We start from the raw sequence: 26,332 nt of genomic DNA, 5'->3' as shown, positions 1-26,332 counted from the left end.
ATACCTGCAGGCAACCGCATTCGCCGGAAATATTCCTGCCTGTCGAAGATCGGAGGTTCCCATGTCCCTGACCCACGCCACCACCGGTGCCGTCGCGTCCGTCGTCGGAGAGCCCGAGGTCGTCGAGGACTCCGCCGCCTGGCTCGCGCTGAAGGACGCCGCGACGGGTCTTCAGCAGATGCAGGTGAAGGACGGATCGATCCCGAGCGTCGAAGACCACGCCGACGCCCGAGCGCACGTGCAGGCGATCATCGAGTCGATGCGCGCACTGGCGCCGCTCTTCCCGCACGACTCCGACTACCTTGCCGCGAGCATGCACGACTTCGAGCGCTGGGCCGACGGCGGGTTCGGCGTGCCCGACTTCCTCGAGTCGCTGATGGCCTTCCAGCCGCAGCAGCACCGGGTCGACGGCATCCGCCACCTCGTCGTGTTCCCGATGTACACGCAGAACGGCTCGACCGATCGCCGCGTCGAGGCCGTCCTCGTCGAGGTGATCTGGCCGGAGTTCATCGCGCAGCTCGAGACGGAGTACACGAACAAGCTGTTCGTGTCGCTGCGGTTCCTCGACTTCACGCCCGGCTACGACACGAACTCGGCGGTGCTGTTCCCCGAGACCGTCGCCATGCGGGAGATCCCGACGTTCACGTGGGGCGCGATCTTCCAGGATCGCGAGGCGGCCCGCTATCGCCGGGTCGTCCGCGCGGCGTCGGAGATCACGAAGCTCGAGCTCCCGGCCGAGGCGGCCGCGATGCTCGACGACCAGGAGCTCACCGAGAAGACGTTCGTGATGTGGGACATCATCCACGATCGCACGCACATGCGCGGGGACCTGCCCTTCGATCCCTTCATGATCAAGCAGCGGATGCCGTTCTTCCTCTACTCGCTCGAGGAGCTGCGCTGCGACCTCACCGCCTTCCGCGAGTGCGTCGCGATCGAGGAGCGCCTCCGCGCGCGTGAGGAGTGGCTCACCGACGCCGAGGCGGAGATGCTCGAGCACGCGAAGCTCGTGCAGTACGCCGTCATCTTCGACCGCATCTTCCGCTTCGCCATCACGGGCAGCCGGGTGCGCAACTACGACGGCCTCGGCGGACAGCTGCTGTTCGCGTGGCTGCACCAGCGCGGCGTCCTGCACTGGACCGACACCGCCCTCGCGTTCGACTGGGACGAGGTGCCCGCGGCGGTCGTCGCGCTCGCGGACTCGATCGACGAGCTGTACTGGAAGTCGATCGACCGCCCCAAGACGGCGCACTGGCTCGCCGCCTACGACCTCGTGCGCCAGACGCTGACGCCCAACCCGGCCTCCGCGTGGGATCGAGGCCTGCCGCTCGACGTGCTCGCCGGTGCGCCGAAGGGCTACACCGACATGGTGCTGGACGACGAGTTCCCCCTCTCGATGTTCTTCGAAGCGCTCGAGAAGAAGATGCGCGACGTCATCGCCTCGACCTCAGGCATCACGGGTCGCGACGCCTGACTCCGCAGCGGCCGCGGCCGGGTCCGCGGGCACCGATTCCTCGTTGCCCGCGTACTCGGCCGACAGCACGCGGTACGAGCGGGTGAAGAACGCGAGGATCGCGAGCACGACCATGACCAGCCCCGACACGAGGAACACCAGGGCGATCCCGCGCGCCTCGCCCTCGCCCAGGAGCCACGCCCAGTCCTGCTGCCCGGCATCCGAGTTCATGTACGGGATGATCCAGAACTGCGCGATCGGGGCGATGAGGAACGCCGTGACCGGAGCCGCGGCGGCCTCGAAGGCCTGCGCGAATCCGAACACGCGTCCCTGTGTGGCAAAGGGCACGACTCGCTGGATGACGGTCTGCTCGGAGGCCTCGATCACCGGGATGAGGCACATGTACAGCCAGATGCCGAGGGCGTACAGCCACCACCATTCGCGGATCGTGAAGAGGCTCCCGAGGAGCCCCATGACGATGACGAAGAGCAGCATCGTGCGGATCGGATTGCGCCCGAGACCGAACTTGGCGATCAGCGCTCCGCCGATGATGAAGCCGGTCGCCGTGACGCCGAGCACGACCCCCCACCACTCGACGGGGAAGAGCGTGAGGCCGTACGGATCCATCAGCGCCATGTACACGCCGCCGATGAGGTTGTTGAGGGTCGAGAAGATGATGAGCGCGAACAGACCCGACACGGCGACCACGGCACGGATGCTGCCGCGGAAGTCGATGAGGGGCGCCGCGTCGACGGCCGCGGGCGCGCCCTCGGGGATGCGGATGAAGAGCAGGTGCACCAGTGCCGCCACGGTGAGCACGAGGGCGATCAGCAGCGTCCACCCCATGCCGAGGAACCCGATCGCCAGACCGCTGAAGACGCTCGTGACCATGAACGCCATGCCCTGCACGGTGCCGACCAGGCCGTTGGCGTTCGCATGACGCTCCTGCGGCACGAGCAGCGTGACGGTCGTCGACAGGGCGATGCTGCGCAGGTTCTCGACCACCGCTCCCAGCAGGATGATGGCCGAGAACACCCAGAACCACACCGCGCCGAGGTCGATGAGCGCAGGCTCACCCAGTGCGACCCACATCACCCCCGCCACGAGGAACGCCGCGAGCGTGACGAAGCCGGACAGCACCATGACCCGGTGCTTGCGATGCCGGTCGACGAGCGTGCCGAACAGCATCCCGAACAGCGCGATGAGGAGCATGTAGGCGCCGCCGATGACGCCGGTCGCCAGGACGGACTGCGTCTCGAGGTACGCCCAGAACGTGAGGGCGAACCAGAGGAAGCTCGTCGTGATGTTCGCCGCCGCGGTGTTGACGAGCACCTGGATGAAGATGCGCATGCCGCCCGGCGGCGCCAGCGTCGTCTGGTCGGCCGGACCCGCGGAAGCCGCCTCTTCGGTCATGTGGCGAGGGTAGCGGCGAGTCCCGACACAGGGAACCCGATGGAAGGATGTCGAGCATGACGACCATGACCGGACGCACCGTCGTGCTGGCGGGCGCGACGAGCGCTGCGGGCCGCGCGGCCGCCCAGACCCTGAGGGATGCCGGCGCGCGCGTCGTCGCCGTGGGCCGCGACCCGCTCAAGCTCAACGCGCTCGCGGCATCCCTCCGCCCCGCGGCCGGAGCCCCCGGAGACGGTGCGCTCCTCACGGTGGAGAGCGATCTGGCCGACGCCGACGCGGTGACCGCGCTCGTCGACCTCGTGCACGACTCGGCGGGGCCGATCGACGGGATCCTGCACCTCGTGGGCGGCTGGCGCGGCGGCGGCGGCCTCGCCGCACAGAGCGACGACGACTTCCGCTTCCTCGAGCGGTCCTTCACGGCGCTGCGGCACCTGAGCCGCGCGTTCGACGCCGATCTGCGCGCGTCGGCCGCCGGCCGGCTCGCGATCGTGTCGTCGACGGCGGTGGCCCGGCCGCTCGCGGGCGGCGCGAACTACGCCGCCGTCAAAGCGGCGAGCGAAGCGTGGGCGCGCGCGGTCGCGCAGGGCTTCGCGAAAGCGGCTCGGGATGCCGCGCAGCCGCAGACCGCGGCATCCGTGGTCTTCCGCGTGCGCTCCCTCGAGGGTCTCGAGCAGACCCTCGCCGACGCGTTCACGGGGCTGTGGGATGCCGAGGCGGCCGCCGTGAACGACGCCATCATCACGCTCGAACCCTAGGCTGGAACACCGTGACCACGATCCACGACCGCGCGGTGCGCGGCTTCGCCTCCGACAACTACTCCGGCGTGCACCCCGAGGTGCTCGCGGCCATCGCCGCCGCCAACGAGGGCCACCAGATCGCGTACGGCGAGGACGCCTACACCGCACGTCTCCAGGAGGTGTTCGCGCACCACTTCGGCGACGGGATCGAGGCCTTCCCCGTGTTCAACGGCACGGGGGCCAACGTCGTCGGCCTGCAGTCGATGCTGCCCCGTTGGGGGGCGGTCATCGCGGCATCGACCGCGCACATCAACGTCGACGAGGGCGGTGCGCCCGAACGCGTCGCCGGCATCAAGATCCTGAACGTCCCATCCCCCGACGGCAAGCTCACCCCCGAGCTCATCGACCGCGAGGCCTGGGGCTGGGGCGACGAGCACCGCGCACAGCCGCTCGTCGTGTCGATCACGCAGTCGACGGAGCTGGGCACCCTGTACACGCCCGACGAGATCCGCGCGATCGCCGACCACATCCATCCGCTCGGCATGAGGCTTCACCTCGACGGCGCGCGCATCTCGAACGCCGCGGCCGCGCTCGATCTGCCGCTGCGCGCCTTCACGCGCGACGCGGGGGTCGACGTGCTCAGCTTCGGCGGCACCAAGAACGGCGCGATCGGGGCCGAGGCGATCGTCGTGCTCACGCCCGAGGCGTCGACCGGCCTCACCTACCTCCGCAAGCTCAACATGCAGCTGTCGTCGAAGATGCGGTTCGTCTCGGCGCAGCTCGTCGCGCTGCTCGAGGGCGACCTGTACCTGCGCAACGCCCGGCACTCCAACGCGATGGCGGCGCGCCTGCGCCGCGAGGTCGAGGAGGGCATCGCCGCCGGAGCGATCCGCGGCGTGGCGTTCAGCCAGCCGACGCAGTCCAACGGCGTGTTCGCGACCGTGCCCGACGGCGTGGCCGACGCGCTGCGCGAGAGCTTCCACTTCTACGACTGGGACGCCGCCAAGAACGAGGTGCGCTGGATGTGCTCGTTCGACACGTCGCCCGACGACGTCGACGCGTTCGTCGCGGAGCTCGGGCGACTCACGACGCGGTAGCGCGGGAGATCAGGCCGCCGACTCGTCGTCGTCCTGCTCGGCCGCATCGTCGGCCTGCCCGGCCGCATCGTCGGCCGCCAGCTCCGGCTCGTCGGAACCGGAGTCGAGGGGCGATTGGGGGCGGATGAGCTCCGTGACCTCGGCCATGAAGCTCGTCAGCTGGTGCTGCTGCCAGCGCAGCTGACGCGTGCGGTCCTCCGCGTCGCGCAGCACCGCCTGCGAGTGCTGCGTGACGGTGTCGATGATCTTCTCCGCCTTGGCCCGGGCGCGCTCCAGCGTCTCGCCGGCCCGCACGCGGGCGTCCGCCTCGAGCTGCGCGGCCTGCGCCCGCATGAGGCGGTCGAAGTCGTCCGCCTTCGCCGCGACGCGCTGCGCATGGTCCAGCGAAGAGGCGACCTGCTCGTTGGCGTCCTGCGTGATCCGCTCGGCGTGCGCGACGGCCTGGTTGTGCAGCACGAGGAACTCCTGCTGCGCGTCGTCCTGGCGGCGCGTGAGCGACTCCTCGAACTCGAGGGCGCGCACGCGGAGCTCGCGCACGGCTTCCTCGGCTTCCGATCGCGCCAGCGAGGTCTCGCGTGCGACCATCGAGCGCAGCGCCGCCGCGCCCTTCTCCGCCTCGGAGCGGATGGCCGCGGCCTCCTGCTCGGCCTGCGACACCTTCTCCGCCGCGTGGGCGGACTCGCGCTCGAGCTGCGACTGGTGGGCCGTGAGCTCGGTGTCGATGCGCAGACGCACCTGCTGGGCGTCGTGCTGGGCCCGCGCGGTGATGCTGTCGGCCTCGGCCTGCGCCTCCTTGCGGCGGTTGAGGATCTCTTCGCGCGCCGCTTCGAGCAGGCGGTCCGCCTGCACGGTCGCGTTCTTGATGATGAGGCTGCCCTGCTCCTCGGCGACGCGCAGCACCTCGTCGAACTGGTGACGGTTGGCCGTCTCCGTCGACGCGCCCGACAGCTCCTCGGTCAAGGCGGCCACCTGGTTCTCGGCCACCGACGCGCGGGCGGACGCCGCAGCGAGCTCCCCCTCGAGTCGGGCGACCTCGTCGCGACCGCGCTGGGCGAGCTCGTCCGCGATCTCGTCGGCGCGCGCCTCGGCGGCATCCGCCCGCTCCTGCGCCTCGCGCACGCGCTCCTCGGCCGATTCGCGGATCCGGCGCAGTCGCTCCTCCTGCGCTGCGACCTCGTCGGTCTCGGCCCGGAGGCGCGCGGTGAGGCCGGAGATCGCCGCGTCGACCTCGTCCTTGTCGTAGCCGCGGAACGCCGTCGCGAACTCCGCGGGCGCCGCGGGCGACGCGCCGCTCGCACGGCTGATCAGCTCGTCGAACGGCGACGCCTCCGCAGCATCGGGGTTCCAGGCCTGGACAGGCTGATCGGTCATGAGACTCTCGCTTCTTCGTGTGCGGGGTCGACAGCGGTCGGGCCGACACCTGCGACTCGCGCGCCTCGGGCGGCACGGGTGAGGAGCAGGGTGGACGTCGGCCTTTCGGCGCTACCGGCGGGGGGATGCGGCGCAACGGGGCGCCTCTGGTATGAGAGTACCTTTTCCGCCGTCGCGCGTGAACACGTTTCGGACCGTTCTCCCCGCCGGTGACGGAGCACCGTGCGGGCCGGGAGGAGCCGTGTCAGCGCAGAGCGCCGACGCTCGCGAGCGCGAGACGCACGAGGGTGCCGCGTCCGCCTTCCATCTCGGCGGCGACGGCGTCGGATGCCGCTTCCTGCGGCGTCATCCACGTCACCTCGAGTGCATCCTGACGCGGCTCGCATGTGCCGGTGACCGGCACGACGAAGGCGAGCGAGACGGCGTGCTGCCGGTCGTCGTGGAACGCGCCGAGGCCGGGCATCGGGAAGTACTCGGCCACCGTGAACGGCACCGGCTGAGGGGGCAGGAGCGGGAAGGCCATCGGCCCGAGGTCGTTCTCGAGATGACGGAAGAGCGCATCGCGCACCTGCTCGCCGTAGCGGACACGGCCCGACACGATCGTTCGGACCATCTCGCCGAGCGGCGTCGCGCGCAGCAGGATGCCCACCTCCGTCACGGCGCCGACGCCGTCGGTGCGCACCGGGACCGCCTCGACGTAGAGCATGGGCAGCCGACGGCGTGCCTCGGCGAGCTCGATCTCGGTCAGCCAGCCGGGATTGGAGGCGCTGCCAGGCGCGGGCGACCCGAAGGACCCCCCGGAGCTGGACGCGCCGTACGCACCGGCGATCCCGCGCAGCGGGTCGTTCGCGGCGCCGTCGCCGTTCTCGTCGGGATCGGGGTCTGGAGTGCGCACCGGCATGTCTCCTGTATACCCCACGACTCCTCCGCAGGCCCGGATCGTCGACGGGGTCGGACGCCCCTGCGAGGATGGAGGGATGACGGCATCCGTCCCTCTCGATCCCGCGTCCGTGCTCTGGTCGGCAGAGCCCGAGGAGCGCGCAGGCCGCCCCGTGCTCGTGCTGCTGCACGGCTACGGGGCCGACGAGCGCGACCTGTTCGGGCTGGTGCCCTATCTCCCCGCGGAGTTCGTGATCGCCGCTCCCCGCGCTCCCCTCGCTCCGCCGTGGCCCTCGCCCGGCTTCTCCTGGTATCCGATCGACGACCTGAACGGGCGGGATCCCGCGCACATCACGGCTGCGGCATCCGGGCTGCTGGAGTGGGTGGATGCCGCGATCGACGCTCCCGTCGTCGGCCTCCTGGGCTTCTCCCAGGGCGCGGCCGTCGCCGTCCAGGCCATGAGACTCTCCCCCGGGACGTTCGCGTTCGCGGTCACGCTGTCGGGGTATGCGGCTCCGGGTGCGCTCCCCCGCGACGCCGAGCTCGCCGAGCTCGCACCCCCGGTGTACTGGGGTCGCGGCACCCACGACGACGTCATCCCGGTCGCGCTGGTCGAGCACACGATCGAGTGGCTGGCGCGGCACACCGATCTGAGCGGCCGCGTCTACCCCGGGCTCACGCACAGCGTGTCGGAGCAGGAGCTCGCCGACGTGCGGGTGTTCCTCGAGAAGCGCCTCGAAGACGCTGCCTAGTCCTGCGCGATCACGTCCCACGTGGCGAAGCGCTGGAGCCCCGCCGACGCCGCGAGCGCCACGGACGCATGGTTGTCGAGCTGGCACCGGTACTGCGGCTCGTACCCCTGCCGCAGCGCATCCGCGCTGAGCGCCCGCACCGTCTCGCGCGCGAGGCCCCTCCCGCGGAACGCCGGGAGGGTCAGCACGCCGAGATCGGCGAGCCGCGTTCGGGTCCACGGGTACATGCTCGCGGCGGCGACGAGCTCGCCCGAGACGAAGGCCCCGTAGACGAGCCAGTGGTCGAGCTCGACGAACGCCTCGTCGAGGTCGTCGTCGGGGGCCGCCTCCTCGAACGCGGCGAACGCGGCGGCGTCGTCGGGGCGCAGCCGGCGGACGGTGTCGGAGGGCGGGGCCGCGGTGAGGGCGGCGTGCTCGGCGAGCGGGAAGTAGAACACGTGGTCGGCGCCGTTGAGCACGATCCCCGCCCGGTTCACGACGGCAGCGAACTCGTCAGCGCCGATGTGAGTCTCGGCTGCGAGGCCGAGCTCCGCAGCGATCCCCGGCGTGAGCCGCACCACGCCGCCGGTGTCGATCGGCTCGAGGACCGAGAGCCGCCGGTTCGGCGGCAGCGCGGCGTCGACCGCGATGCGCAGGATGCCGGGGGCCGGCAGATCGCTCCGCGCGACTCCGCCGAACCAGTGGTCCGTGACGGTGCGGGAGTACATCACGATCCCCCGTCGCGGTCGGGGCTCGGTCGCTTCTTCGCCGGTTCGGTCATGGTTCGAACCTACGATGTCGCGGCGGAACAGGCATCCGTCCGTCGGAGGAGATGCGGAAACCGCCCTGCCTGACCCGCCCCCGGTTCGGGGGCCATCCCCCGTGTGCCGACGGGCGCCATGCGCGAGAGTGGAGCCATGAACGGACTCGTCAGACCTCAGCAGGGCAGATGGATCGCGGGCGTGTGCCTGGCCATCGCGAACCGCTTCGGCTGGGACGTGACCCTCGTGCGGATCCTGACGATCGTCGCGATGGTGTTCGCCGGGCTCCCGCTGTGGGCCTACATCATCATGTGGATCGTGATCCCGCCCGAGCGCTGACGCATCCGCCCGCCCCGATGTCGGTGCTTCGGGGGAGGATGGGGGGATGAGCGACGTGCTCGAGCGGTTCAGTCCTGCGACCCAGGACTGGTTCCGTGGCGCGTTCGCCGCGCCGACCACGGCGCAGACCGGCGCGTGGGACGCGATCTCCAAGGGCCGCCATGCCCTCGTCGTCGCCCCGACGGGGTCCGGCAAGACCCTGTCGGCGTTCCTGTGGGCGATCGACCGGGTGTTCCGCGGCAAGGCGCAGGCCCCGCCGACCTCCGAACCGGCTCCGGCACGAGGCCGCCGGCGCGCACCGACGGCTCCCCTGCCGGGCACGCGCATCCTCTACATCTCGCCGCTGAAGGCGCTGGGCGTGGATGTCGAGCGCAACCTCCGCTCCCCTCTCGTCGGCATCGGGCAGTCGGCCCGGCGGCTCGGCCTCGCCTTCCCCGAGGTGACGGTGGGCGTGCGCTCGGGCGACACGACCTCGAGCGATCGGCGCAAGCTCGTCAGCGCTCCCCCCGACATCCTGATCACGACGCCCGAGTCGCTGTACCTCATGCTCACGAGCGCGGCCGGCGAGACGCTGCGAGACGTGCACACCGTGATCATCGACGAGGTGCACGCCGTCGCCGCCACCAAGCGCGGCGCGCACCTCGCCGTGAGTCTCGAACGGCTCGACGCGCTGCGCCGGTCGCATGATCCGGATGTCGCGCACGCCCAGCGCATCGGTCTGTCGGCGACCGTCCGCCCCATCGACGAGGTGGCGCGCTTCCTCGGCGGCGCGGAGCCGGTCGAGATCGTCGCCCCGCGGGCGACGAAGGCATTCGATCTCCGGGTCGTCGTGCCGGTCGACGACATGCTCAATCCCCCGCCGCCGCCCGGTTCGGTCGCCGAGGCCGCCGCCGCAGCGACCGCCGGCGGAGAGCAGGTGATCGTCGGCGAAGTCATCGACGAGGACTGGTTCGGCGACGGCGGCGGCCCTTCGGCAGGCTCAGCGACCGGGAAGGAGCGCGCACCCGAGTCGACCGAGATGACCGGTTCGCTGTGGCCGCACGTCGAAGAGGCGATCGTCGACCGCATCCTGCAGCACCGCTCGACGATCGTGTTCTCCAATTCTCGACGCCTCGCCGAGCGGCTCACGGGCCGGTTGAACGAGATCTACTCGGAACGGCTCGGCCTCGACCTCCCCGACGCGAGCGGACCGGCTGCCGCGATGATGGCCCAGGCCGGCCAGACGGCCGGAGCCGATCCGGTGCTCGCCAAAGCGCACCACGGCTCGGTCTCGAAGGAGCAGCGCGCACTCGTGGAGGAGGAGCTCAAGTCGGGCGCCCTGCGCTGCGTCGTGGCGACCTCCAGCCTCGAGCTCGGCATCGACATGGGGGCGGTCGATCTCGTCATCCAGGTCGAGGCGCCGCCGTCTGCAGCCTCCGGCCTCCAGCGCATCGGACGCGCGGGGCACCAGGTCGGCGAGGTCAGCCGCGCGGCGCTGTTCCCGAAGCACCGCAGCGACGTCCTGCACACCGCGATCGTCACCGAGCGGATGCTGGCCGGCCAGATCGAGTCGATCTCGGTGCCTCAGAATCCGCTCGACATCCTCGCGCAGCAGACCGTCGCCGCGTGCGCGATCGCCCCGGTCGACGTCGAGGGCTGGTACGAGACGGTGAAGCGCTCGGCGCCGTTCCGCTCCCTCCCCCGCTCGGCGTACGAGGCGACGCTCGACCTGCTCGCCGGGCGCTTCCCCTCCGACGAATTCGCCGAGCTGCGGCCCCGCTTGGTGTGGGATCGCGACCTCGGCGTTCTCACCGGCCGCCCGGGGGCGCAGCGCATCGCGGTGACGAGCGGCGGCACGATCCCCGACCGCGGACTGTTCGGCGTCTTCATCGCCGGCGAATCGCAGAACGCCCGGGTGGGCGAGCTCGACGAGGAGATGGTCTACGAGTCGCGGGTCGGCGACGTCTTCACGCTCGGCACGACGAGCTGGCGGATCGTCGAGATCACCCACGACCGGGTGAACGTGCTCCCGGCCTACGGGCAGCCGGGGAAGGTCCCGTTCTGGCACGGAGACGGCCTCGGACGGCCCGCCGAGCTCGGCGAGGCGCTCGGCCGGTTCTCGCGCGAAGTGTCGACGGCCACTCCCGAGAAGGCGAACGACCGGCTGATCGAGGCTGGGCTCGACGACTTCGCGCGCCTCAACCTCCTCTCCTACCTCGCCGAGCAGCGCGAGGCGACGGGGACGCTCCCCACCGACAAGACGCTCACCGTCGAGCGGGGGCGCGACGAGGTCGGCGACTGGCGCATCATCCTGCATTCCCCCTACGGCATGAAGGTGCACGCCCCCTGGGCGCTGGCCGTCAATGCGCGCATCCGCGAGCGTCTGGGGGTCGACGGGTCGGCGGTCGCGAGCGACGACGGCATCATCGCGCGGGTTCCGGATGCCGCGGCGGAGCCGCCCGGCGCCGAGCTCTTCGTGTTCGATGCCGACGAGCTCGACCAGATCGTCACCGACGAGGTCGGCGGTTCGGCTCTGTTCGCGTCGCGCTTCCGCGAGTGCGCCGCGCGGGCCCTCCTCATGCCGCGCCTCAACCCCGGCAAGCGCAGCCCGCTCTGGCAGCAGCGTCAGCGCTCCGCTCAGCTGCTCGAAGTCGCCCGTCGATATCCGACGTTCCCGATCATCCTCGAGACGCTGCGCGAGGTGCTGCAGGACGTCTACGACGTGCCGGCGCTCCTGCGCATCGCCCGCGCGATCGGGGAGCGCAAGATCCGCCTGGTCGAGACCGAGCCCTCCCAGCCGTCGCCGTTCGCCCGCGACCTGCTCTTCGGCTACGTCGGCGCGTTCATGTACGAAGGCGACTCGCCGCTCGCGGAACGCCGCGCGGCCGCGCTGTCGGTCGACCCGGCGCTGCTGAGCGAACTGCTCGGCAAGGTCGAGATGCGCGAGCTGCTCGACCCCGACGTCATCGCCCAGTTCGAGCGCGAATCGCAGCGCCTGGCGCCCGACCGCCGTGCACGCGGTCTCGAGGGGGTCGCCGATCTGCTCCGGATGCTGGGGCCCCTCGACGCCCACGAGGTGCAGGCGCGGCTCGAGGACGACGCCGGTCCGCCCGAGGCATCCGCTCACCTCGACGCCCTCGTCGACGCGCGCCGCGCGATCCGTGTGACGATCGCCGGCGCAGCCCGCACGGCCGCGATCGAAGACGCCGGACGCCTCCGCGATGCGCTCGGCGTCGCTCTTCCGGTCGGGATCCCCACGGCCTTCCTCGAGCCCGTCGCCGACCCGCTGGGCGACCTCGTCGCCCGCTACGCGCGCACGCACGCTCCGTTCACGGCGGATGCCGTGGCCGAGCGTCTCGGCGTCGGGGTCGCGGTCGCGCGTCTCACGCTGCAGCGCCTCGAGTCGCAGGGCCGGGTGTCGAGCGGGTACTTCCTGCCCGACGCGGCCGCCGGCCCGTCGACGGGGGCGACCAGCAGCGGCGGCGACCTCGAGTGGTGCGACACCGAAGTGCTGAGGCGCCTGCGGATGCGCAGCCTCGCGGCGATCCGGGGCAGCGTCGAGCCCGTGCCGCAGCAGGCGTTCGCACGCTTCCTGCCCGTGTGGCAGCACCTCGCGCGGCCGCTCGAGGGCATCGACGGCGTCGCCGCCGTCATCGAGCAGCTCGCCGGGGTGCCGATCCCCGCGAGCGCCTGGGAGTCGCTCGTGCTGCCCGGCCGCGTGTCGGACTACACACCCGCCATGCTCGACGAGCTCACCGCGACGGGAGAGGTCGTGTGGTCGGGGCACGGATCGCTCCCCGGCCGCGACGGCTGGATCGCCCTGCATCCCGCGGATGCCGCGCCGCTCACGCTCGCTCTTCCCGAGGACGACATCGCCCCCGGCTCGCTCGAGCATCAGCTCCTCCACACGCTCGGCGCCGGCGGCGCCTACTTCGCCGCGCAGCTGAAGCAGCTGACCGGCGCGGAGAACGAGCAGTCGGTGATCGAGGCGCTGTGGAACCTCACATGGTCGGGCCGGGTCACGAACGACACGTTCACTCCCGTGCGCACGCTGCTCGGGGGCGGGTCGCAGGCGCACCGCACCGCGCGCAAGGCGCCCCGCGCCCGGCTCTACCGGGGAGCGGCGGTGCGGACCGTCGCGGCGTCCATCGCCGCGCGGCCTCCCGCGATCGGCGGACGCTGGTCGCTCCTGCCCGCGCCCGAGCCCGATGCCACACTGCGCGCCACCGCGGCGGCGAGCCTGCTGCTGGATCGCTACGGCGTCGTGACGCGCGGCTCGGTGCAGTCCGAAGGGCTGCCGGGCGGATTCGCCCAGGCGTATCGCGTGCTGTCCGGATTCGAAGAGGCAGGTCACTGCCGCCGCGGGTATGTCGTCGAGAAGCTCGGCGGCGCGCAGTTCGCGGCATCGGCGACGGTCGATCGCCTGCGGGAGTTCGGAGGCCTCACCGATCCGCCGCCGCGGCGCGCGGTCACGCTCGCTGCGACCGATCCCGCGAACCCCTACGGAGCGGCGCTCGTCTGGCCGGGGATCGAAGGCGTGACGCATCGCCCGGGGCGCAAGGCCGGTGGACTCGTCGTGCTCGTCGACGGCGAGCTCGTGCTCTATCTCGAGCGGGGCGGCAAGTCGGCGCTCGCCTTCACGGGCGACGAAGACCAGCTCGCGGCCGCGACGAAGAGCTTGGCCGAGACCGCCCGCACGCGTCACCTCGCGACGCTGACGATCGAGCAGGTCAACGGCGCCTTCGTGCACGGCACCGGGATCGGTCGACTGCTGCGCGATGCCGGCTTCGTGGAATCTCCGCGCGGACTCACTCTGCGCAAGCTGACGGCGGGTGACGCGCTGCGCGCCGCGGGGAGCGCCGCGCGTGCCTGAGGGCGACACCGTCCACCGCGCGGCGCAGCGACTCGACGAAGCGCTGCACGGCCTCCAGGTCACACGGTTCGAGCTGCGGGTGCCGAAGTTCGCGACGTCGGATCTCCGCGGGGAGACGGTGCACGAGGTCGTGGCCCGCGGCAAGCACCTGCTGCACCGCATCGGCGACTTCACGCTCCACTCGCACCTCAAGATGGAGGGACGCTGGCACGTCTACCGCGACGGCGCGCGCTGGCGGGCTCCCGCGTACCAGGCGCGCGCCATCGTCGGAGCAGCGGGGGTGGAGACGGTCGGCTTCGAGATCGCGGATGTCGACCTCGTGCGCACGCGCGACGAGGAGAGCATCGTGGGCCACCTCGGTCCCGACCCGCTCGGCGACGCGTGGGATGCCGCCGAGGCCGCCCGTCGGCTCTCCGCCGACACCCGGGTCGTGCACGTCGCCCTGCAGGACCAGCGGAACATCGCCGGGTTCGGCAACGAATACGTGAACGAGATCCTGTTCGTGCGCGGCATCCTGCCCACCACCCCCGCCACGCAGGCGGATGCCGCGGGCATCGTCGACCTCGGATCCCGCATGATCCGGGCCAACCGCACACGGCGCAATCGCACCTTCACCGGCGACGACCGCGACGGCCGCCGTACCTGGGTCTACGGCCGCGAAGGCCGACCGTGCAGGCGCTGCGGCGCGATCGTGCAGAAGACCGAACTCGGCGCCGACCCCACGAAACTGCGCATCGTGTTCTGGTGCCCGGTGTGCCAGTCCTGACCACGACGGAGTGGAGCAATCCGAACGGGCCGGTTGGTCCGAACAGATCATGCACGGGAATGAATCGACCGGCATCGTGGTTGTTTCTGTTCTCGGTTCACAACGGCCGCGGGAGGACTCCAGTGGGTAAGAACTACATCGACATCGAGAACGACCGAGGCGAGCTGCTGCGCTATCGCAAGCACGTCAACGGACGCGGTCTCGTCGCGCACGGTGCCAAGGTGCACCCCAGTGCACTCGTCGAAGCGGGGGCGTACGTCGAACCCGGTGTTCAGATCGCCGCCGGTGCTCACGTCGGCCGTGGGGTCTGGGTGGAGTCGGATGCCGTCATCGGCCCGGAGGCCGAGATCCAGGCGCACGCGCACATCGGTGCCGGAGCGGCCATCGGCGCACGCGCCAGGATCGGCGTCCGCACGCAGGTCGGCCGCGAAGCGCGTGTCGCGGTGGGCGCCCTCATCGGCGACGACGAGACGATCGGCGAGCGCGAGGCCGTCGCGACCGATCCCCGCGGACTGCGCCTCGCCGCCTGATCCACAGCCGGCCGCGGCCCACGGTCCGCGTGGCTAGGCTTCACGCGTGAAGCGGTGGGGGCTCTGGACGGCGGTGGCCGCCGTCGCGGTGATCGTCGCCCTCGTCCTGTGGATCGTGCCCGGACTAGGTACGGCCTGCTGCGGCCCGCCCGGTGTGGAGTCTCCCCCGGCATCCGACATCCCGCCGCGTCCCGCCGATGCAGTGCCACTCACCGTCGCGTCGGTGTGGGACGGCGACACGATCCGCGCGAGGGCGCAGGGTCCGAACGCGATCGTGCCGGATGCGGAGGAGATCCGCATCCGGCTGATCGGCGTCGACACCCCCGAGCTGTCTCCCGACGAGCAGTGCTGGGCCGTGCAGGCGCGCGACGAGCTGCGCGCGCTGCTGCCGGAGGGATCAACGGTGTGGGCGGTGCCCGACGTCGATCCACGCGATCGGTACGACCGGTGGCTGCTGTACCTGTGGACGGACGACGGCCGCTTCGTCAACTACGAGCTCGTGGCCGCCGGTGCCGCGGAGGCCGTGCTGTTCGAGCCCAACGGCGCTCACTTCGCCCTGTTCGAGAGCGTCGAGGAGTACGCCTACACGTGGGGTGTCGGCCGCTGGGGCGCGTGCGGCTGACCTCGCCCGCTGGACCTCGGGACCCTTGCGCGAGTTCGCGACGCGGACGTTCTCATGTTCCGTTTTCCCTGATGAACTTCGCGCTCACACAACGCGGAGGTCGCGCTCACACAACGCGGAGGTCGCGCTCAAACAACGCGGAGGTCGCGCACGCACAACGGGGAGGTCGCGCTCCCACGCCCTGACCGTGCAGGGGCTGTGTGAGCATGAAGTTCAACAGCGAATTCGCGCGGTCGCTCAGGCCCGCGACACGCCGAGGCGCCGAGGCGCCACGCCCGGGGTCAGGCGAAGAGGAACAGCCCGAACCCGATGAGCGGCAGCGTGCCCTGGATCAGCGCGGGCCGCAGGTACTTGGCGCCCGACGTCGTCAGCACGAGAGCCGCGGCCACCATCGACCCGAGCGAGAACAGCACGAGGGTGCGACCCGCGACATCCGCCACGGTGCCCGCATCGCCCGCCCAGAACAGCACGATCCCGAGGATCGCGCCGATGGCCAGGAAGAGGTTGTAGAAGCCTTGGTTGTAGGCCATGGGCTTGGTGATGTCGGCGGCCGCCTGATCGGCGACGCCGAAGCGCTTCCAGATGCGCGGCTGCGTCCACTGCACGCTCTCCATGACGAAGATGTAGACGTGGAGCACAGCGGCGAGCGCACCGAACAGCGTCGCGAGGATCGGAAGGACAGCCATGAGCGAACACTATCGCCCCGGCTAGCCTGAGAGCATGGCGAAGAGCGGCGGGAAGAGCCCGCGGGGCACGGGCGGTCCGAAGAGGCCGGCGCGCACGGCGCAGCGCACGCCGAAAGGTCCGAAGAAGCAGGCCCCGCCGGTCGTCGCTCCCCCGGCCCTGCCGCCTGGTCCGCTCCGCGTCGGCGTCATCCCCGGCGCCACCCCCGGCAAGTGGATCGACACGTGGCAGGAGCGGATGCCGCGCATCCCGCTCCAGGTCGTGCCGATCGCCGTCGCAGACGGACGACGGGTGTTCGACGACGACGAGGTCGACGTCGCCCTCGTACGACTGCCGCTCGACACGGACGGCCTGCACACGATCCCGCTGTACGACGAAGTGACCGTGGTCGTGGTCCCGGTCGACTCGCATCTCACCGCGGCCGACGAACTCGCTGCCGACGATCTGGCCGGCGAAGTGCTGATCACGCCCGCCGACGACGTCCTCGGTCTCGCCGTTCCCGGCACGACGGCGCCGCGCTTCGCACCGCCCGAGACGACGGAGGAGGCCATTGCCACCGTCGCGGCGGGTGTCGGCATCGTCATCGTCCCGATGTCGCTCGCTCGTCTTCATCAGCGCAAGGACGTCGACCAGCGGCCGCTGCGCGACGCCCCGGCCTCGAGGGTCGCGATCGCGTGGCGGGCCGATGCCGCGAACGCGCTCGTCGACACGTTCGTCGGCATCGTGCGGGGGCGCACGGCGAACTCCTCGCGCTGAGCGACCGTCTCGCACGCGCGGGCGTGGCCGGAGGGCGCCGCACCTGACCCGAACAGGGGCGCCCTCCGGCGCGACGACGTCTGCAGGCCTCGGAATCCCCACGATTCCACCGAGTCCTGCCTCTGACGAGAAGCGATCCGGATCCCCAATCCGTTCCGTTCCGACGCCGTCATGGAGCAAGAGCGACCCCCGGCATCCCTGATACACGGCCGACGGACTTTTTTCAGAATCCTGCGCCGTGCGCCTGGAACGGAGCCACGATCCCCGTCGACGCGGATGCCGCGGCCAGCGCATCGGCGGGCGCCTCGCCCCGCGCGAGACCCTCGTGCATCACGCCCAGCAGCACGCACGCGTCGTCGTCGGCGACGATCACCGGCGAGGCGATGACGCAGCGGGTGCCGGCGTGCAGCCAGATGCGGGTCATGCCGATCGCCTCCTCGCCCCAGCGCACCGACGAGCGCCCGACCTCGCAGGCCGACAGCACGACCGTCTCGGGCACCTCGGGGATGAGGTCGATGTCGTAGCCGTACAGGGTGCCGTCGGCGAGCTCGATGCCCGAGAAGAGCGGGTTGTCGACACTGTGGCGTCCGTGCGCGGAGACGTGGAGGACGTCGACCTCGTGCGCGAGGCCCGTGACGGCGGAGACCGATGCCTCCGGCCCCCGCAGCGTGCGGGTGGTCGCCCACGTGTGCGACGCCGCCGTCACCTCCTCGTCGGCTCGCGGCACGCGGGGTCCGACGACGAACCCCGCCGACCGCACCGGCGGCGGCGTCTGCGCGTGCAGGCCCGCCCAGCGGGTCGCCGACACCGCGAGTGTGAAGGAGCGACCGCGCATCGCGGGCAGCATCGCCCACGGGATGCCGTTGAGGATGCCGGGCACCGTCACGACGATGCGGCGGTGATCGCCGGCCGCTGCGAGCGGCCCGTGCAGGAGGGAGCGCGACAGCTGAGCGAGGCGACCGTCGAGGCTGCGCCGGATCACGTCGGCCACTCCCCCGGCGCGCATCGAGGCGGCCATGTCGAGGTCGGCGCGCAGACCCGGAAGCGCCGTGCGCACGTCCGCCCATCCGTGGATCGGCACGAACCGCGCCCGGTCCCGGGTCGCGACGACGGCGGCGAGTCCGGCGGTGGAGAACACGAAGGAGATCACAGCCGTCTCGGCATCCAGCCCCGCGCGCAGCGCATCGAGCGTGATCCGCTGCTGCACGGCGGCCGACCCGGTTCCCGACCACTGCCGCTCCCGCGCGCGATCGCGCAGCTCGGCCGCGCGGGCCGAGTCGAGGCCCGCAGGGTCGTCGGCGCGCAGCATCCGCAGTTCGGCCAGGTCCTCCGCGAGCCCCGGATCGGGCGGCGGGCGCAGCGGCACGACCTGCTGACTGAGGTGACGGGCGCGCTCGGACCACTCGAACGCGACGTCGGGGCGGCCGGTGCGGATCGCGGAGTCCAGGCCCGACACGATGAGCCCGCTCCCGTGCATCGCGACCGAGGTCTGGAGGTCGAGGCTGCCGAACTCGCTCTGCCACTCCGCGAGCTCGCCGAGTCCGCGCGCCGCGTGACGCCGCGCCTCGCCGTCGCGTCCGCGGGCGACCGCGCGGGCCGCTCGCACTTCATGGGCGAGCATCCGCACATCGAGCGACGCCCGGGGAGGGACGCGCACCGGGGTGTCGAGATCGGTCGACCCGTGGCGCAGGCGCCAGAGCTGCCGTGTCATCCGCAGCGCGGCCGCCTCGCTGCGCAGGCCGATCCGATCGAGAGCGGATGCCGCGACCTCGACCTCGACCTGCGGCGGAACGCGGCGCGACGATGCAACGACCTCACCCGTGCGGGTCAGTCCGTCGAGCGACAGCTCCGCGCGGAGCCGGAGCGCGCGGGCGCGGGCTGCCCAGGGAGCGTTGCCGAGAGCATCGAAGCGGCGCGCGCTCGAGGATGCGATGCGGCGGGCCTGCGGGGCATCGTGGGCGAGGAGGGAGCGGGCGAGGTTGAACTCGGCCTCGGCGCGGCTGCGCGGCATCCGCGTCGAGCCGAACGTCACCGCCGCCTTGGCCAGGAGCGCTTCAGCCTCGCGAGGGAGCCCGGCGTCGCGGAGCACTTCGGCACGGTCGACGTCGCCGATCGCCGCATGGACGGGCGAGACCGGACCGAGCACGCTGCGCGCCGACAGCATCTGCTGCAGCGCCGCGACGAGATCGCCGCGGAGCAGGTCGATGTAGCCGAGGTTGTGGCGCATCTCCGCCTCGTCGATCGTGCGACCGTGCGCCGCGTAGATCTCCGCGGCGGCCGCGGTGTCGCGCGCGGCATCGTCGAGGCGCCGCCGCTGCATGCCGACGTTGCCCCGGTTGGCGAGCAGGTTCGCGCGGGCGACGGGGTCGTCGACCTCATCGATCGCGCGACCGAGCCACCGGTAGGCGTCGTCGAGGCGCCCGGCGCGCTCCATGATCGTGCCGAGCTGCCCGGTGAGGAGGGCGAGGGTCGGCCGATCGAGGCCGGGGGTCGCCAGGGCGGCCTCGCACGTGGCGACCGCCTCCGCGAACGCGCCGTGATGCGCGAGAGCCACAGCCAGCGTGCCCTGGATGCGCGCTCGGAGGTCTGCCGTGTCCGCCGACCTGGCCGCGCGCGCGAGGAGGCGCTCGGCCTCGACGAAACGTCCTGCGTTGACGAGGTCGACCGCCGACCGATGGAGTGCATCCGGCGAGCGAGCCACGCTCCCATCCTGGCCCGTCCGCACCGGGACCGCTCACACGGCCCGCGGACCCGCTTTCGCCAGCACCGGGACCACGACGGCCTCGGCCTCGAGGAGCGCGGAGACACGATCCTCCGCGGTGACGATCGCCCCCGACATGAGGTCGCCCGCGATCGCCCGCGCGAGGAGCCCCGCGACGTACGGAGCGGCGAACGACGTTCCGCTCCAGATCGCGAAGCCGCCCGTGAAGTCCTCGGGGTCGATCGTCTCGCGCCGGATGCCGTCGCGGTCGTCGCGCACACCGGGCTGCGCGCCCCCGTTGAACCCCGGCGACGTGCTGACGACCGCGGCCCCCGGTGCGAACGTCGTGACCCAGGCCCCGAGGTTGCTGAACAGCGCCATCGTGCCGTTGGGGTTCAGCGCGCCGACCGACACGTGCGGCGCGACGTCATCCGGGTCGGGCACCACGAAGTCGGCGCCGTCCCATCCCCACAGCGCCGCGGGGAACGTCGGCCTGTCGGTGGAGTCGTTGCCCGCCGAGCACACGACGGCGCAGCCGCGGCGGCGCGCGGCGAGCAGAAGGCGCACGAGCGTGAGGTCGAACAGGTCGTCCTGCGGAGTCTCGTGGTAGTACCCGAGGGAGAGGTTGAGCACGTCGATGTGCCGCCCGCCGTCCTCCACCGGGAGCGACATGAGCTTCACGAGGGAGCGCACCGCGTGCAGGAAGTCGCCCTCGAGGAGCGTGCCCTGACTGTCGGCGACTCTGACCGACACGATGTCGGCCTCGGGGCTCACCTGTCGCACGATGCCCGCGATGAAGGTGCCGTGGCCCGCGGCATCGTCGAGGGCGCCGTCGAACGGGCCGGACACGTCGCCGAGCACCTCCGGATCGGTCGTCCGGTCCGCCACCCCGATGACCTTCGCCTCCACCTCGGGGTAGGTGGTCACGATGTCGCCTGTCAGCCACCGATGGGAGCCGCATCCCGTGTCGAGCACGGCGACGACCGGACGGCGGCCCTTCTCGCTCAGCGGAAGCGTGCGCACGGGATCAGGCCCGACGAAGCCGACGACCTGGCGCCCGCCGCTGCCGGGCTCGCCGTAGCTCTCGGTGCCGTTGGTCTTCCCGCCGTACGGGTTCGTCTTCCCCCCGTACGGGTTCGTCTTGCCGCCGTAGGGATTGGTCTTGCCGCCGTAGGGGTCGAGCGACAGCACGTGGTCCAGGCCCACGCCGATCAGCAGCGCGCGGCCCGCGGCGTCGTTCTCGGTGCGCGCCCGCGCGCGCTGCAGCAGCCGCCAGGCGTCGATCGGCGGCACGGGCTGATCGTCCCTCCCCGGCTTCGGATCGCGGTAGATCCGTACGCGATGGATCGTGGGGATGTCGTATGCGTCGGCCGCGCGCCGCTCGCGGGCGACGGCCTCGTCGACGTCGAGCGGCGTGCCGTCGAGGTTCTCCAGCCGCACACTCCAGCCGAAGTCCGATGCGGCGTCCTGGAGGAGTCCGACGGTCGCCTGGAGCTGCGTGGCATCGGTGACGAGGAGCTGCTGGGGCTCGTAGGCCGTGGGGTACGCGCTGACCCCTTCGACGTGCTCGCTCTTCGGATCGAGCGAGACCCCCTTCTCCCGGGCGGCGTCGAAGCGCTCGCGCCAGTCCGACGGGCGCTGGCGCCTGGGCGGGGGTGAGGTCGCGGACCGGTCGTCGGGAGGCTCGATCGCCATGCTGTGTTCTCCTGTGGTGATTCAGGATGCCGGGGGCCCCGCATCCTGTCGTGGGATCAGACCTCGAACTGCGGGGTCTGGAACTCGCGCATCTCGCCGCCGGCGTCGCGCACGACCAGACGCACGCGCGACATCCCGGCCGCGACGTCGTCGAAGGCGAACCGGCCGCTCTCCCCGGCATCCGCCGACCACTCGCGCTCGCCCTGGGCGAGCTTGACCGCGAGGGCATCGGCGTCGACCCATCCGTCGATCCGGCGTCCGCCGCCCTCCGCCATCGTGACGTGGAGGAGGACCGTGGTGGTGCCGTCGGTGAACTGCAGGGTCGAGGCATCCGTCTCGCTGCGGACGGCCGTGAGGCCTGCCGCTTCGACGAGGGTGAGCATCTCGTACTCCCGGGTCAGATCCTCCACCGCGACGGCGGCGACCATCCGATCGACCAGCCCGGTGGGCACGGGGTCCACCGACTGCCAGACGGCTCGCATACGGGCGAACAGCGCCGCGTCCGAGGATGCGTCAGAGGCGTTCATGTCCTCGGTCCTCTCCCTCCAGCAGCGCCCGGAGCTTTCCGAGGCACCGCTGACGTGTCGGGCCGATCGATCCGATCGGCATCTTGAGCTCTTGTGCGATGTGGGCGTAGTCGGGACGCTCATCGAACGCGATGACCCGCAGCAGCCGCTGGCAGCGTTCCTGCAGGAGACCCACCGCATCCCAGAGCCGCCGCGCCTCGTCGTCGAGCGAAGCGAGGTGCTCCGCCGACGGGGCGGACGGCAGGTGCGGCTCGAGATCGATCGCCTCCTTGGCGTCGGCGCGGCGATGCAGGCGCGAGACGCGCCAGGCCTCGCGGCGCGCGCTGACGGTGAGCCAGCCCGAGATCGCCCGCGGTTCGTGGATCGATTCGTGCCGACGCACGAGCGTCAGCCACGTGGTCTGAACCACGTCCTCCGCGAGGGCGCTGTCGAGGCCGTACGACCGCACGATCTGCCACAGCACGGGCGACATGAGCCGGACGAGGTCGTCCATGGCCCGCGTCTCTCCGTCGACCCAGCGCGTGAAGAGATCGCCTGCCTGTTCCCAGCGCGTGACATCACGAGCATCGGAGTCCGCTGCTCCGTCGTCGCTCTCGTCAAGGGGCCGGGGAAGTCCGACTTCGCCCATGCCGACCATTCTGTCCACACCCTGCAGAGGGGGGAAGACGCACCGCTGATACGTGATGTCGGAAAAAAGTTACCCGTGCGTCGCCGCGTCGCCCTCGCGGACGATCTCGGCGCCCTCGACGACCGCCCGGTCGCCGCAGCGCACCCGCTCGAGCACACGCCGCGCTTCGGGTCGCCGGGTGCACGTTCCCGGCACGACGCGCACGCGCGCGACGCCCCCGACCGGCTCCTCGGCCTCGAGACCCCACCCGTACACGCCCGCGGCGTCCCGGAGCGCGGACACGGCGCGCCCCAGACGCGCGTCTGCCGGGATGAGGATGACGTCCACGGACCCATTCTCGCCCCGCGCGGCGCACCCGCCTAGACTCCTCTCATGATCGGCGCGCCGTTGCTCTATGTGTGCGTCCGCCCTCAGAAGGGTGCGGCCGAGGCCGAGTACGAGTCCTTCCGCACCGCCATGCGGCTCGAGCCGCATCAGCTGGCATCGCTCGATCTCGTGCGCGAGACGGCTCCGACCGACGTCGCGGACCGCTACAGCGGCTTCGTCGTGGGCGGAAGCCCGTTCAACGTGACCGATCCCGAGTCGAGCAAGACCGACGTGCAGCGGCGTCTCGAGGCGGACCTCCTGGGCCTGGCCGAGGCGGCCGCCGCCCGGCGCACTGCGGCTCTGTTCACGTGCTACGGCATCGGCGTCGTGTCGCGGATGCTCGGAGGCGACGTGAGTCGCGGCCATCCCGAAGACACCGGGCCCGTCACGGTGCACCTGACGGAGGACGGACGAGCCGACCCGATCCTCGGCGGCCTCGCCCGCAGCTTCACCGCGCTGACGGCCCATAAGGAGGGGTCGGGTGCCGTGCCGCCGGGGGCGACGCTGCTCGCGACGAACGACGGATGCCCCGTGCAGGCCTACCGGGTCGGCGATCGCCTGTACGCGACGCAGTTCCACCCCGAGCCGACGACGCGCGCCTTCACGGAGCGCATGGCCGTGTACCGCGACGACGGCTACTTCCCGGCGAGCGACTTCGACGCCGTCGCGGGCCGGGTGCTCGCGGCATCCGTCACGGAACCCGTGCGTATGCTTCGGGCTTTCGCGCAGGCTTTCGGCCCCGGATGACCACCGGCACGATCAGCACCGCGACGGCGGCGACGATCGCGGCGATCGCGATCGGCGTGCTCTGCGGCTCGCCCGCCAGTCGGCCGTAGGCCAGCCACCCGAGTCCCCACGCGATCGCGAGCGCCGGCGCGAACCGGCCGTTGCTGAAGTATCCGATCGCCATGCCGATGACGGCGACGACGGCCAGCACGATGACGCCCCAGACTCCGGGCGCCGGCACGCGCACCCCTTCGGCCGTGAGCCACGCCGTCGTGTTCGCGACGGTGGCCAGCGACACCCATCCCAGGTGCAGCCCCGTGACCACGTCGATGAGCCACGCGCTCCAGCGGCTGTCGGCGGGGTGCGTCAGCGTCAGGCGGAACGTCAGCCCGAGCACGATGAGGAGGGCGACGATGGCCACCACGGTGAGGGGGAGCGTGAGGAACTGGGCGGTGACGAGCCACACCCCGTTGAGCACGGCGGTCAGCGCGATCCACCAGCCGAGCCGGCGCTGCCGCGCGTTCGCGCGCTGGCCCGGAAGCGCCTGCCACACGGTGTAGGCGATGAGCCCGACGTAGATCGCGGTCCAGATCCCGAAGGCGGGTCCCGCCGGCGCCAGGTACGAGCCGTCTTCGGCGAGCGCGCCGTCCTGCAGGTCCTGCACGGAGGTGCCGCCGAGGGCTCCCGTTCCGACGGCTGCGGCGATCAGCATGAAGCTCGTCGCGGCGATCACGCCGATCTGCCGGCCCAGATCAGCCGGGCGCGTGCGAGACGGCTCGCCGGGAGCACTGCGACGATAGTTGGCAGACGTGTTCATGATTCGACGCTAGTGAGCGCCGGGCGCCTCCGCATCCCGGTTGACAGACACCCGCCCGTCGCCTAGGACGCTCCCGCGGGCGGATGGCGCAGCAGCTCGATGCGGTCGTCGAGATATCGCTCCAGCGGCATATAGCCGCCCGTCGCGCTCCACCGCACACTCGGAACGCCGTCGACGAGGGCGAGCGGACCGGATGCCCCGCCCGCCGACACGGCGGCGATGTCGATGGTCGTCCATCCGACGTGCACCGCCCGGCCCTCCGGGAATCCTCCTCGGGCCGCGGCGCCGGCGAGCGCGGCCCGCGCCCGCTGCGACTCCGCCGCGAACCCGCGCGGCGCCTCGGTCCGGGCACGCACGATGTCGCCTGTGGCGCGCACGGCGTCGTCGTCGAGGAGCAGGACACCGAGGTGCCAGGCGTCGCCTGCCGGCACGATACGCGGGGCTCGTGCGAAACCGAGGACCCGACGGGGCACGACCAGCTCGCCGAGGGATTCGCGCGGCGCACCGGCCAGGCGTCCGCGCGCAGCCTGGAGGATCTCCTCGATCGTCACAGGCGCTCTTCGGCGACCGGGAGCGACGCCCCGACCGCGTCGCCGCGAAGGGTCGTGCCGATCACGGGGAACACCAGCACCGAGAGCATGCCGATGCCCACGAGGGCGGCTGCGAGCCCTGAGGACAGGATCTTCTCGTCCACCCCGATGTTCGTCACGGCGACGATGATCGGCAGACCCGTCGCACCGAAGAACACGACGGCCGCGCGATCGCGGGGCCGGGAGTCGGCCGGGGCGGCGAGCATCGACGGCAGTCCGCGCACGAGCAGGAGCCCCGCGAGGCCGATGGGCAGAAGGAGCAGGAGTTCCGGATCGGCGAGGAGAGCCTCGAGGTCGAACGTGACGCCCGTGTAGATGAAGAACACCGGCACGAGGAACCCGAACGCGACGCCTTCGATCTTGCTCTCGACCGCGTCACGATCGGCCGCGGCCGCATCGCGCATGACGAGGCGCCACACGATGCCGGCCGTGAAGGCACCCAGCAGCATGTCGAGATCGAGCAGGAGGCTCACCACGACGAGCGCGCCGAGCACGAGGAACACGACGCGGATCGCGAACTGGCCCGAGGTGTGCAGCGTCGCGTTGACGAAGCGGTGCAGGGCGCCCTGCGGAGCGCGGAAGGCCCACCAGATCGCGAGCGCGGCGACCAGGACGAACGCGATCAGGACGATCGTGGCGATGCCCGGGTCACGGCCGCCGAGGAAGATCGAGATGGCGACGAGGGGCGCGAACTCGCCCACCGCGCCGATCGCACCGACGGCCTTGCCGAACGGCGTGCGCAGTTCGCCGTTGTCGCGGAGCATGGGAAGGATGGTCCCCAGCGCGGTCGAGCTCAGGGCGATGGCGATCACGATCGCCGCTTCGCCGGGGGCGATGAGCCACCCCACGGCGATACCGAGCGCGATGCTCACGAACCAGCCGCCGACGGCGCGTCGCCCGGTGCGGCCGCGGAAAGCCGAGAGCTGGATCTCGGATCCCGCGACGAAGAACAGCATCGCCAGGCCGAACTCCGACAGCAGCTCGACGAACTCCGACGGAGCGGCCCAGCCGAGCACGGCGGGGCCGACGAGGATGCCGAGCATGAGCTCGAACACGACCACGGGAACGCGCACGAACACCCCGACGCCGCGCGCCAGCAGGGGCGCGAGCACGGCGAGCACCGGGATCAGGAAGATCGTGGCTTGGGCGGCGGACACGGGTTCAGGCTAGCGATCGGGACGGTTCACCGGGGAGCGACCCGGTCGAGCCAGTGCAGCATGCCCGGGAGGGCGAGGTAGGCGACGCTGCCGTGGTCGGCGAACGAGATCTCGTGGTAGGTGACGGAGATGCCGAG

24 protein-coding genes are annotated in these 26,332 nt (G+C 71.7%); 11 read left to right on the top strand and 13 right to left on the bottom strand.

What is annotated here, in order from left to right:
- The first annotated feature begins 61 nt into the window (after positions 1-61).
- On the top strand, positions 62-1,471 hold the full coding sequence (locus B0B14_RS13550) for a DUF6421 family protein (protein ID WP_076682829.1): 1,410 nt from the start codon (positions 62-64) through the stop codon (positions 1,469-1,471).
- On the opposite strand, the gene B0B14_RS13545 is transcribed toward B0B14_RS13550, so the two are convergent.
- Positions 1,445-2,863: an MFS transporter gene (locus tag B0B14_RS13545; RefSeq protein WP_083710621.1), complete on the bottom strand. Its 1,419-nt coding sequence runs from the start codon at positions 2,861-2,863 to the stop codon at positions 1,445-1,447. The two genes, B0B14_RS13550 and B0B14_RS13545, sit on opposite strands and share 27 nt — an antisense overlap.
- Positions 2,864-2,919: 56 nt before the next feature.
- On the opposite strand from B0B14_RS13545, the gene B0B14_RS13540 reads away from it, so the two are divergent.
- Positions 2,920-3,618: an SDR family NAD(P)-dependent oxidoreductase gene (locus tag B0B14_RS13540; RefSeq protein ID WP_083710620.1), complete on the top strand. Its 699-nt coding sequence runs from the start codon at positions 2,920-2,922 to the stop codon at positions 3,616-3,618.
- An 11-nt stretch (positions 3,619-3,629) separates the two neighbouring features.
- Positions 3,630-4,697: a threonine aldolase family protein gene (locus tag B0B14_RS13535; RefSeq protein WP_076682825.1), complete on the top strand. Its 1,068-nt coding sequence runs from the start codon at positions 3,630-3,632 to the stop codon at positions 4,695-4,697.
- A gap of 9 nt (positions 4,698-4,706) precedes the next feature.
- On the opposite strand, the gene B0B14_RS13530 is transcribed toward B0B14_RS13535, so the two are convergent.
- Both B0B14_RS13530 and B0B14_RS13525 read right to left on the bottom strand, forming a co-directional pair.
- A complete protein-coding gene (locus B0B14_RS13530; RefSeq protein WP_076682823.1) occupies positions 4,707-6,068 on the bottom strand; it encodes a DivIVA domain-containing protein in 1,362 nt (453 codons plus the stop codon).
- 244 nt (positions 6,069-6,312) lie between these two features.
- Positions 6,313-6,969 (bottom strand): NUDIX hydrolase family protein, encoded by a 657-nt coding sequence (locus B0B14_RS13525; protein ID WP_076682821.1) that lies wholly within the window; start codon positions 6,967-6,969, stop codon positions 6,313-6,315.
- A 76-nt stretch (positions 6,970-7,045) separates the two neighbouring features.
- Here B0B14_RS13525 and B0B14_RS13520 point away from each other — a divergent pair, with 76 nt between their 5' ends.
- Positions 7,046-7,699 (top strand): alpha/beta hydrolase, encoded by a 654-nt coding sequence (locus tag B0B14_RS13520; RefSeq protein ID WP_076682819.1) that lies wholly within the window; start codon positions 7,046-7,048, stop codon positions 7,697-7,699.
- Here B0B14_RS13520 and B0B14_RS13515 read toward each other — a convergent pair.
- Positions 7,696-8,406: a GNAT family N-acetyltransferase gene (locus B0B14_RS13515; RefSeq protein WP_076682817.1), complete on the bottom strand. Its 711-nt coding sequence runs from the start codon at positions 8,404-8,406 to the stop codon at positions 7,696-7,698. The two genes, B0B14_RS13520 and B0B14_RS13515, sit on opposite strands and share 4 nt — an antisense overlap.
- Positions 8,407-8,595: 189 nt before the next feature.
- Here B0B14_RS13515 and B0B14_RS13510 point away from each other — a divergent pair, with 189 nt between their 5' ends.
- The 5 genes from B0B14_RS13510 to B0B14_RS13490 all read left to right on the top strand — a co-directional run bounded on the left by B0B14_RS13510 (position 8,596) and on the right by B0B14_RS13490 (position 15,548).
- Positions 8,596-8,778, top strand: coding sequence for a PspC domain-containing protein (locus B0B14_RS13510; RefSeq protein WP_076682815.1), 183 nt, complete (start codon positions 8,596-8,598; stop codon positions 8,776-8,778).
- Between the two features lie 46 nt (positions 8,779-8,824).
- Positions 8,825-13,630, top strand: coding sequence for an Lhr family ATP-dependent helicase (locus tag B0B14_RS13505; protein ID WP_076682813.1), 4,806 nt, complete (start codon positions 8,825-8,827; stop codon positions 13,628-13,630).
- A complete protein-coding gene (locus B0B14_RS13500; RefSeq protein ID WP_076683560.1) occupies positions 13,623-14,396 on the top strand; it encodes a DNA-formamidopyrimidine glycosylase family protein in 774 nt (257 codons plus the stop codon). Before B0B14_RS13505 ends, B0B14_RS13500 begins: the two co-directional genes overlap by 8 nt.
- Positions 14,397-14,518: 122 nt before the next feature.
- On the top strand, positions 14,519-14,926 hold the full coding sequence (locus tag B0B14_RS13495) for a transferase (protein WP_076682811.1): 408 nt from the start codon (positions 14,519-14,521) through the stop codon (positions 14,924-14,926).
- Positions 14,927-14,972: 46 nt separating this feature from the next.
- Entirely contained in the window at positions 14,973-15,548 is a 576-nt protein-coding gene (locus tag B0B14_RS13490) for a thermonuclease family protein (RefSeq protein ID WP_083710618.1), read from the top strand.
- 281 nt (positions 15,549-15,829) lie between these two features.
- On the opposite strand, the gene B0B14_RS13485 is transcribed toward B0B14_RS13490, so the two are convergent.
- Complete coding sequence (locus B0B14_RS13485; RefSeq protein WP_076682807.1) at positions 15,830-16,234, bottom strand: DUF1304 domain-containing protein; 405 nt, start codon at positions 16,232-16,234, stop codon at positions 15,830-15,832.
- 34 nt (positions 16,235-16,268) lie between these two features.
- On the opposite strand from B0B14_RS13485, the gene B0B14_RS13480 reads away from it, so the two are divergent.
- A complete protein-coding gene (locus B0B14_RS13480) occupies positions 16,269-16,988 on the top strand; it encodes a LysR substrate-binding domain-containing protein (protein WP_076682805.1) in 720 nt (239 codons plus the stop codon).
- Positions 16,989-17,211: 223 nt separating this feature from the next.
- On the opposite strand, the gene B0B14_RS13475 is transcribed toward B0B14_RS13480, so the two are convergent.
- The 5 genes from B0B14_RS13475 to B0B14_RS13455 all read right to left on the bottom strand — a co-directional run bounded on the left by B0B14_RS13475 (position 17,212) and on the right by B0B14_RS13455 (position 22,866).
- Positions 17,212-19,689 carry a CHAT domain-containing protein gene (locus tag B0B14_RS13475; RefSeq protein ID WP_076682803.1) on the bottom strand — a complete coding sequence of 826 codons (2,478 nt, stop codon included), beginning with the start codon at positions 19,687-19,689 and terminating at the stop codon, positions 17,212-17,214.
- A 33-nt stretch (positions 19,690-19,722) separates the two neighbouring features.
- The gene (locus B0B14_RS13470; RefSeq protein ID WP_083710617.1) at positions 19,723-21,384 is read right to left on the bottom strand and encodes a S8 family peptidase; all 1,662 of its coding nucleotides are present in this window, start codon (positions 21,382-21,384) and stop codon (positions 19,723-19,725) included.
- A 56-nt stretch (positions 21,385-21,440) separates the two neighbouring features.
- A complete protein-coding gene (locus tag B0B14_RS13465) occupies positions 21,441-21,911 on the bottom strand; it encodes a hypothetical protein (protein WP_076682801.1) in 471 nt (156 codons plus the stop codon).
- Positions 21,898-22,539 carry an RNA polymerase sigma factor gene (locus B0B14_RS13460; RefSeq protein WP_218642094.1) on the bottom strand — a complete coding sequence of 214 codons (642 nt, stop codon included), beginning with the start codon at positions 22,537-22,539 and terminating at the stop codon, positions 21,898-21,900. The genes B0B14_RS13465 and B0B14_RS13460 overlap by 14 nt, the downstream gene beginning before the upstream one ends.
- Before the next feature lie 69 nt (positions 22,540-22,608).
- Positions 22,609-22,866 (bottom strand): hypothetical protein, encoded by a 258-nt coding sequence (locus tag B0B14_RS13455; protein WP_076682797.1) that lies wholly within the window; start codon positions 22,864-22,866, stop codon positions 22,609-22,611.
- Between the two features lie 45 nt (positions 22,867-22,911).
- Between B0B14_RS13455 and B0B14_RS13450 the strand changes: the two genes are divergently transcribed.
- Positions 22,912-23,652 carry a glutamine amidotransferase-related protein gene (locus tag B0B14_RS13450; protein ID WP_076682794.1) on the top strand — a complete coding sequence of 247 codons (741 nt, stop codon included), beginning with the start codon at positions 22,912-22,914 and terminating at the stop codon, positions 23,650-23,652.
- Here B0B14_RS13450 and B0B14_RS13445 read toward each other — a convergent pair.
- From B0B14_RS13445 to B0B14_RS13435, 3 genes are all read right to left on the bottom strand, one after another.
- The gene (locus B0B14_RS13445; RefSeq protein WP_076682792.1) at positions 23,597-24,448 is read right to left on the bottom strand and encodes a TspO/MBR family protein; all 852 of its coding nucleotides are present in this window, start codon (positions 24,446-24,448) and stop codon (positions 23,597-23,599) included. The genes B0B14_RS13450 and B0B14_RS13445 overlap by 56 nt on opposite strands.
- A 62-nt stretch (positions 24,449-24,510) precedes the next feature.
- Complete coding sequence (locus B0B14_RS13440) at positions 24,511-24,999, bottom strand: glutaminase (RefSeq protein WP_076682790.1); 489 nt, start codon at positions 24,997-24,999, stop codon at positions 24,511-24,513.
- Positions 24,996-26,195 (bottom strand): cation:proton antiporter, encoded by a 1,200-nt coding sequence (locus tag B0B14_RS13435; RefSeq protein ID WP_076682788.1) that lies wholly within the window; start codon positions 26,193-26,195, stop codon positions 24,996-24,998. Before B0B14_RS13435 ends, B0B14_RS13440 begins: the two co-directional genes overlap by 4 nt.
- Positions 26,196-26,332: the final 137 nt, after the last annotated feature.

The sequence above is a fragment of the Microbacterium sp. RU33B genome (assembly GCF_900155915.1).
GTDB lineage: Bacteria > Actinomycetota > Actinomycetes > Actinomycetales > Microbacteriaceae > Microbacterium.
The sequence above is the reverse complement of the archived record's forward strand: the minus strand, read 5'-3'. Positions and strand labels throughout refer to the sequence as shown.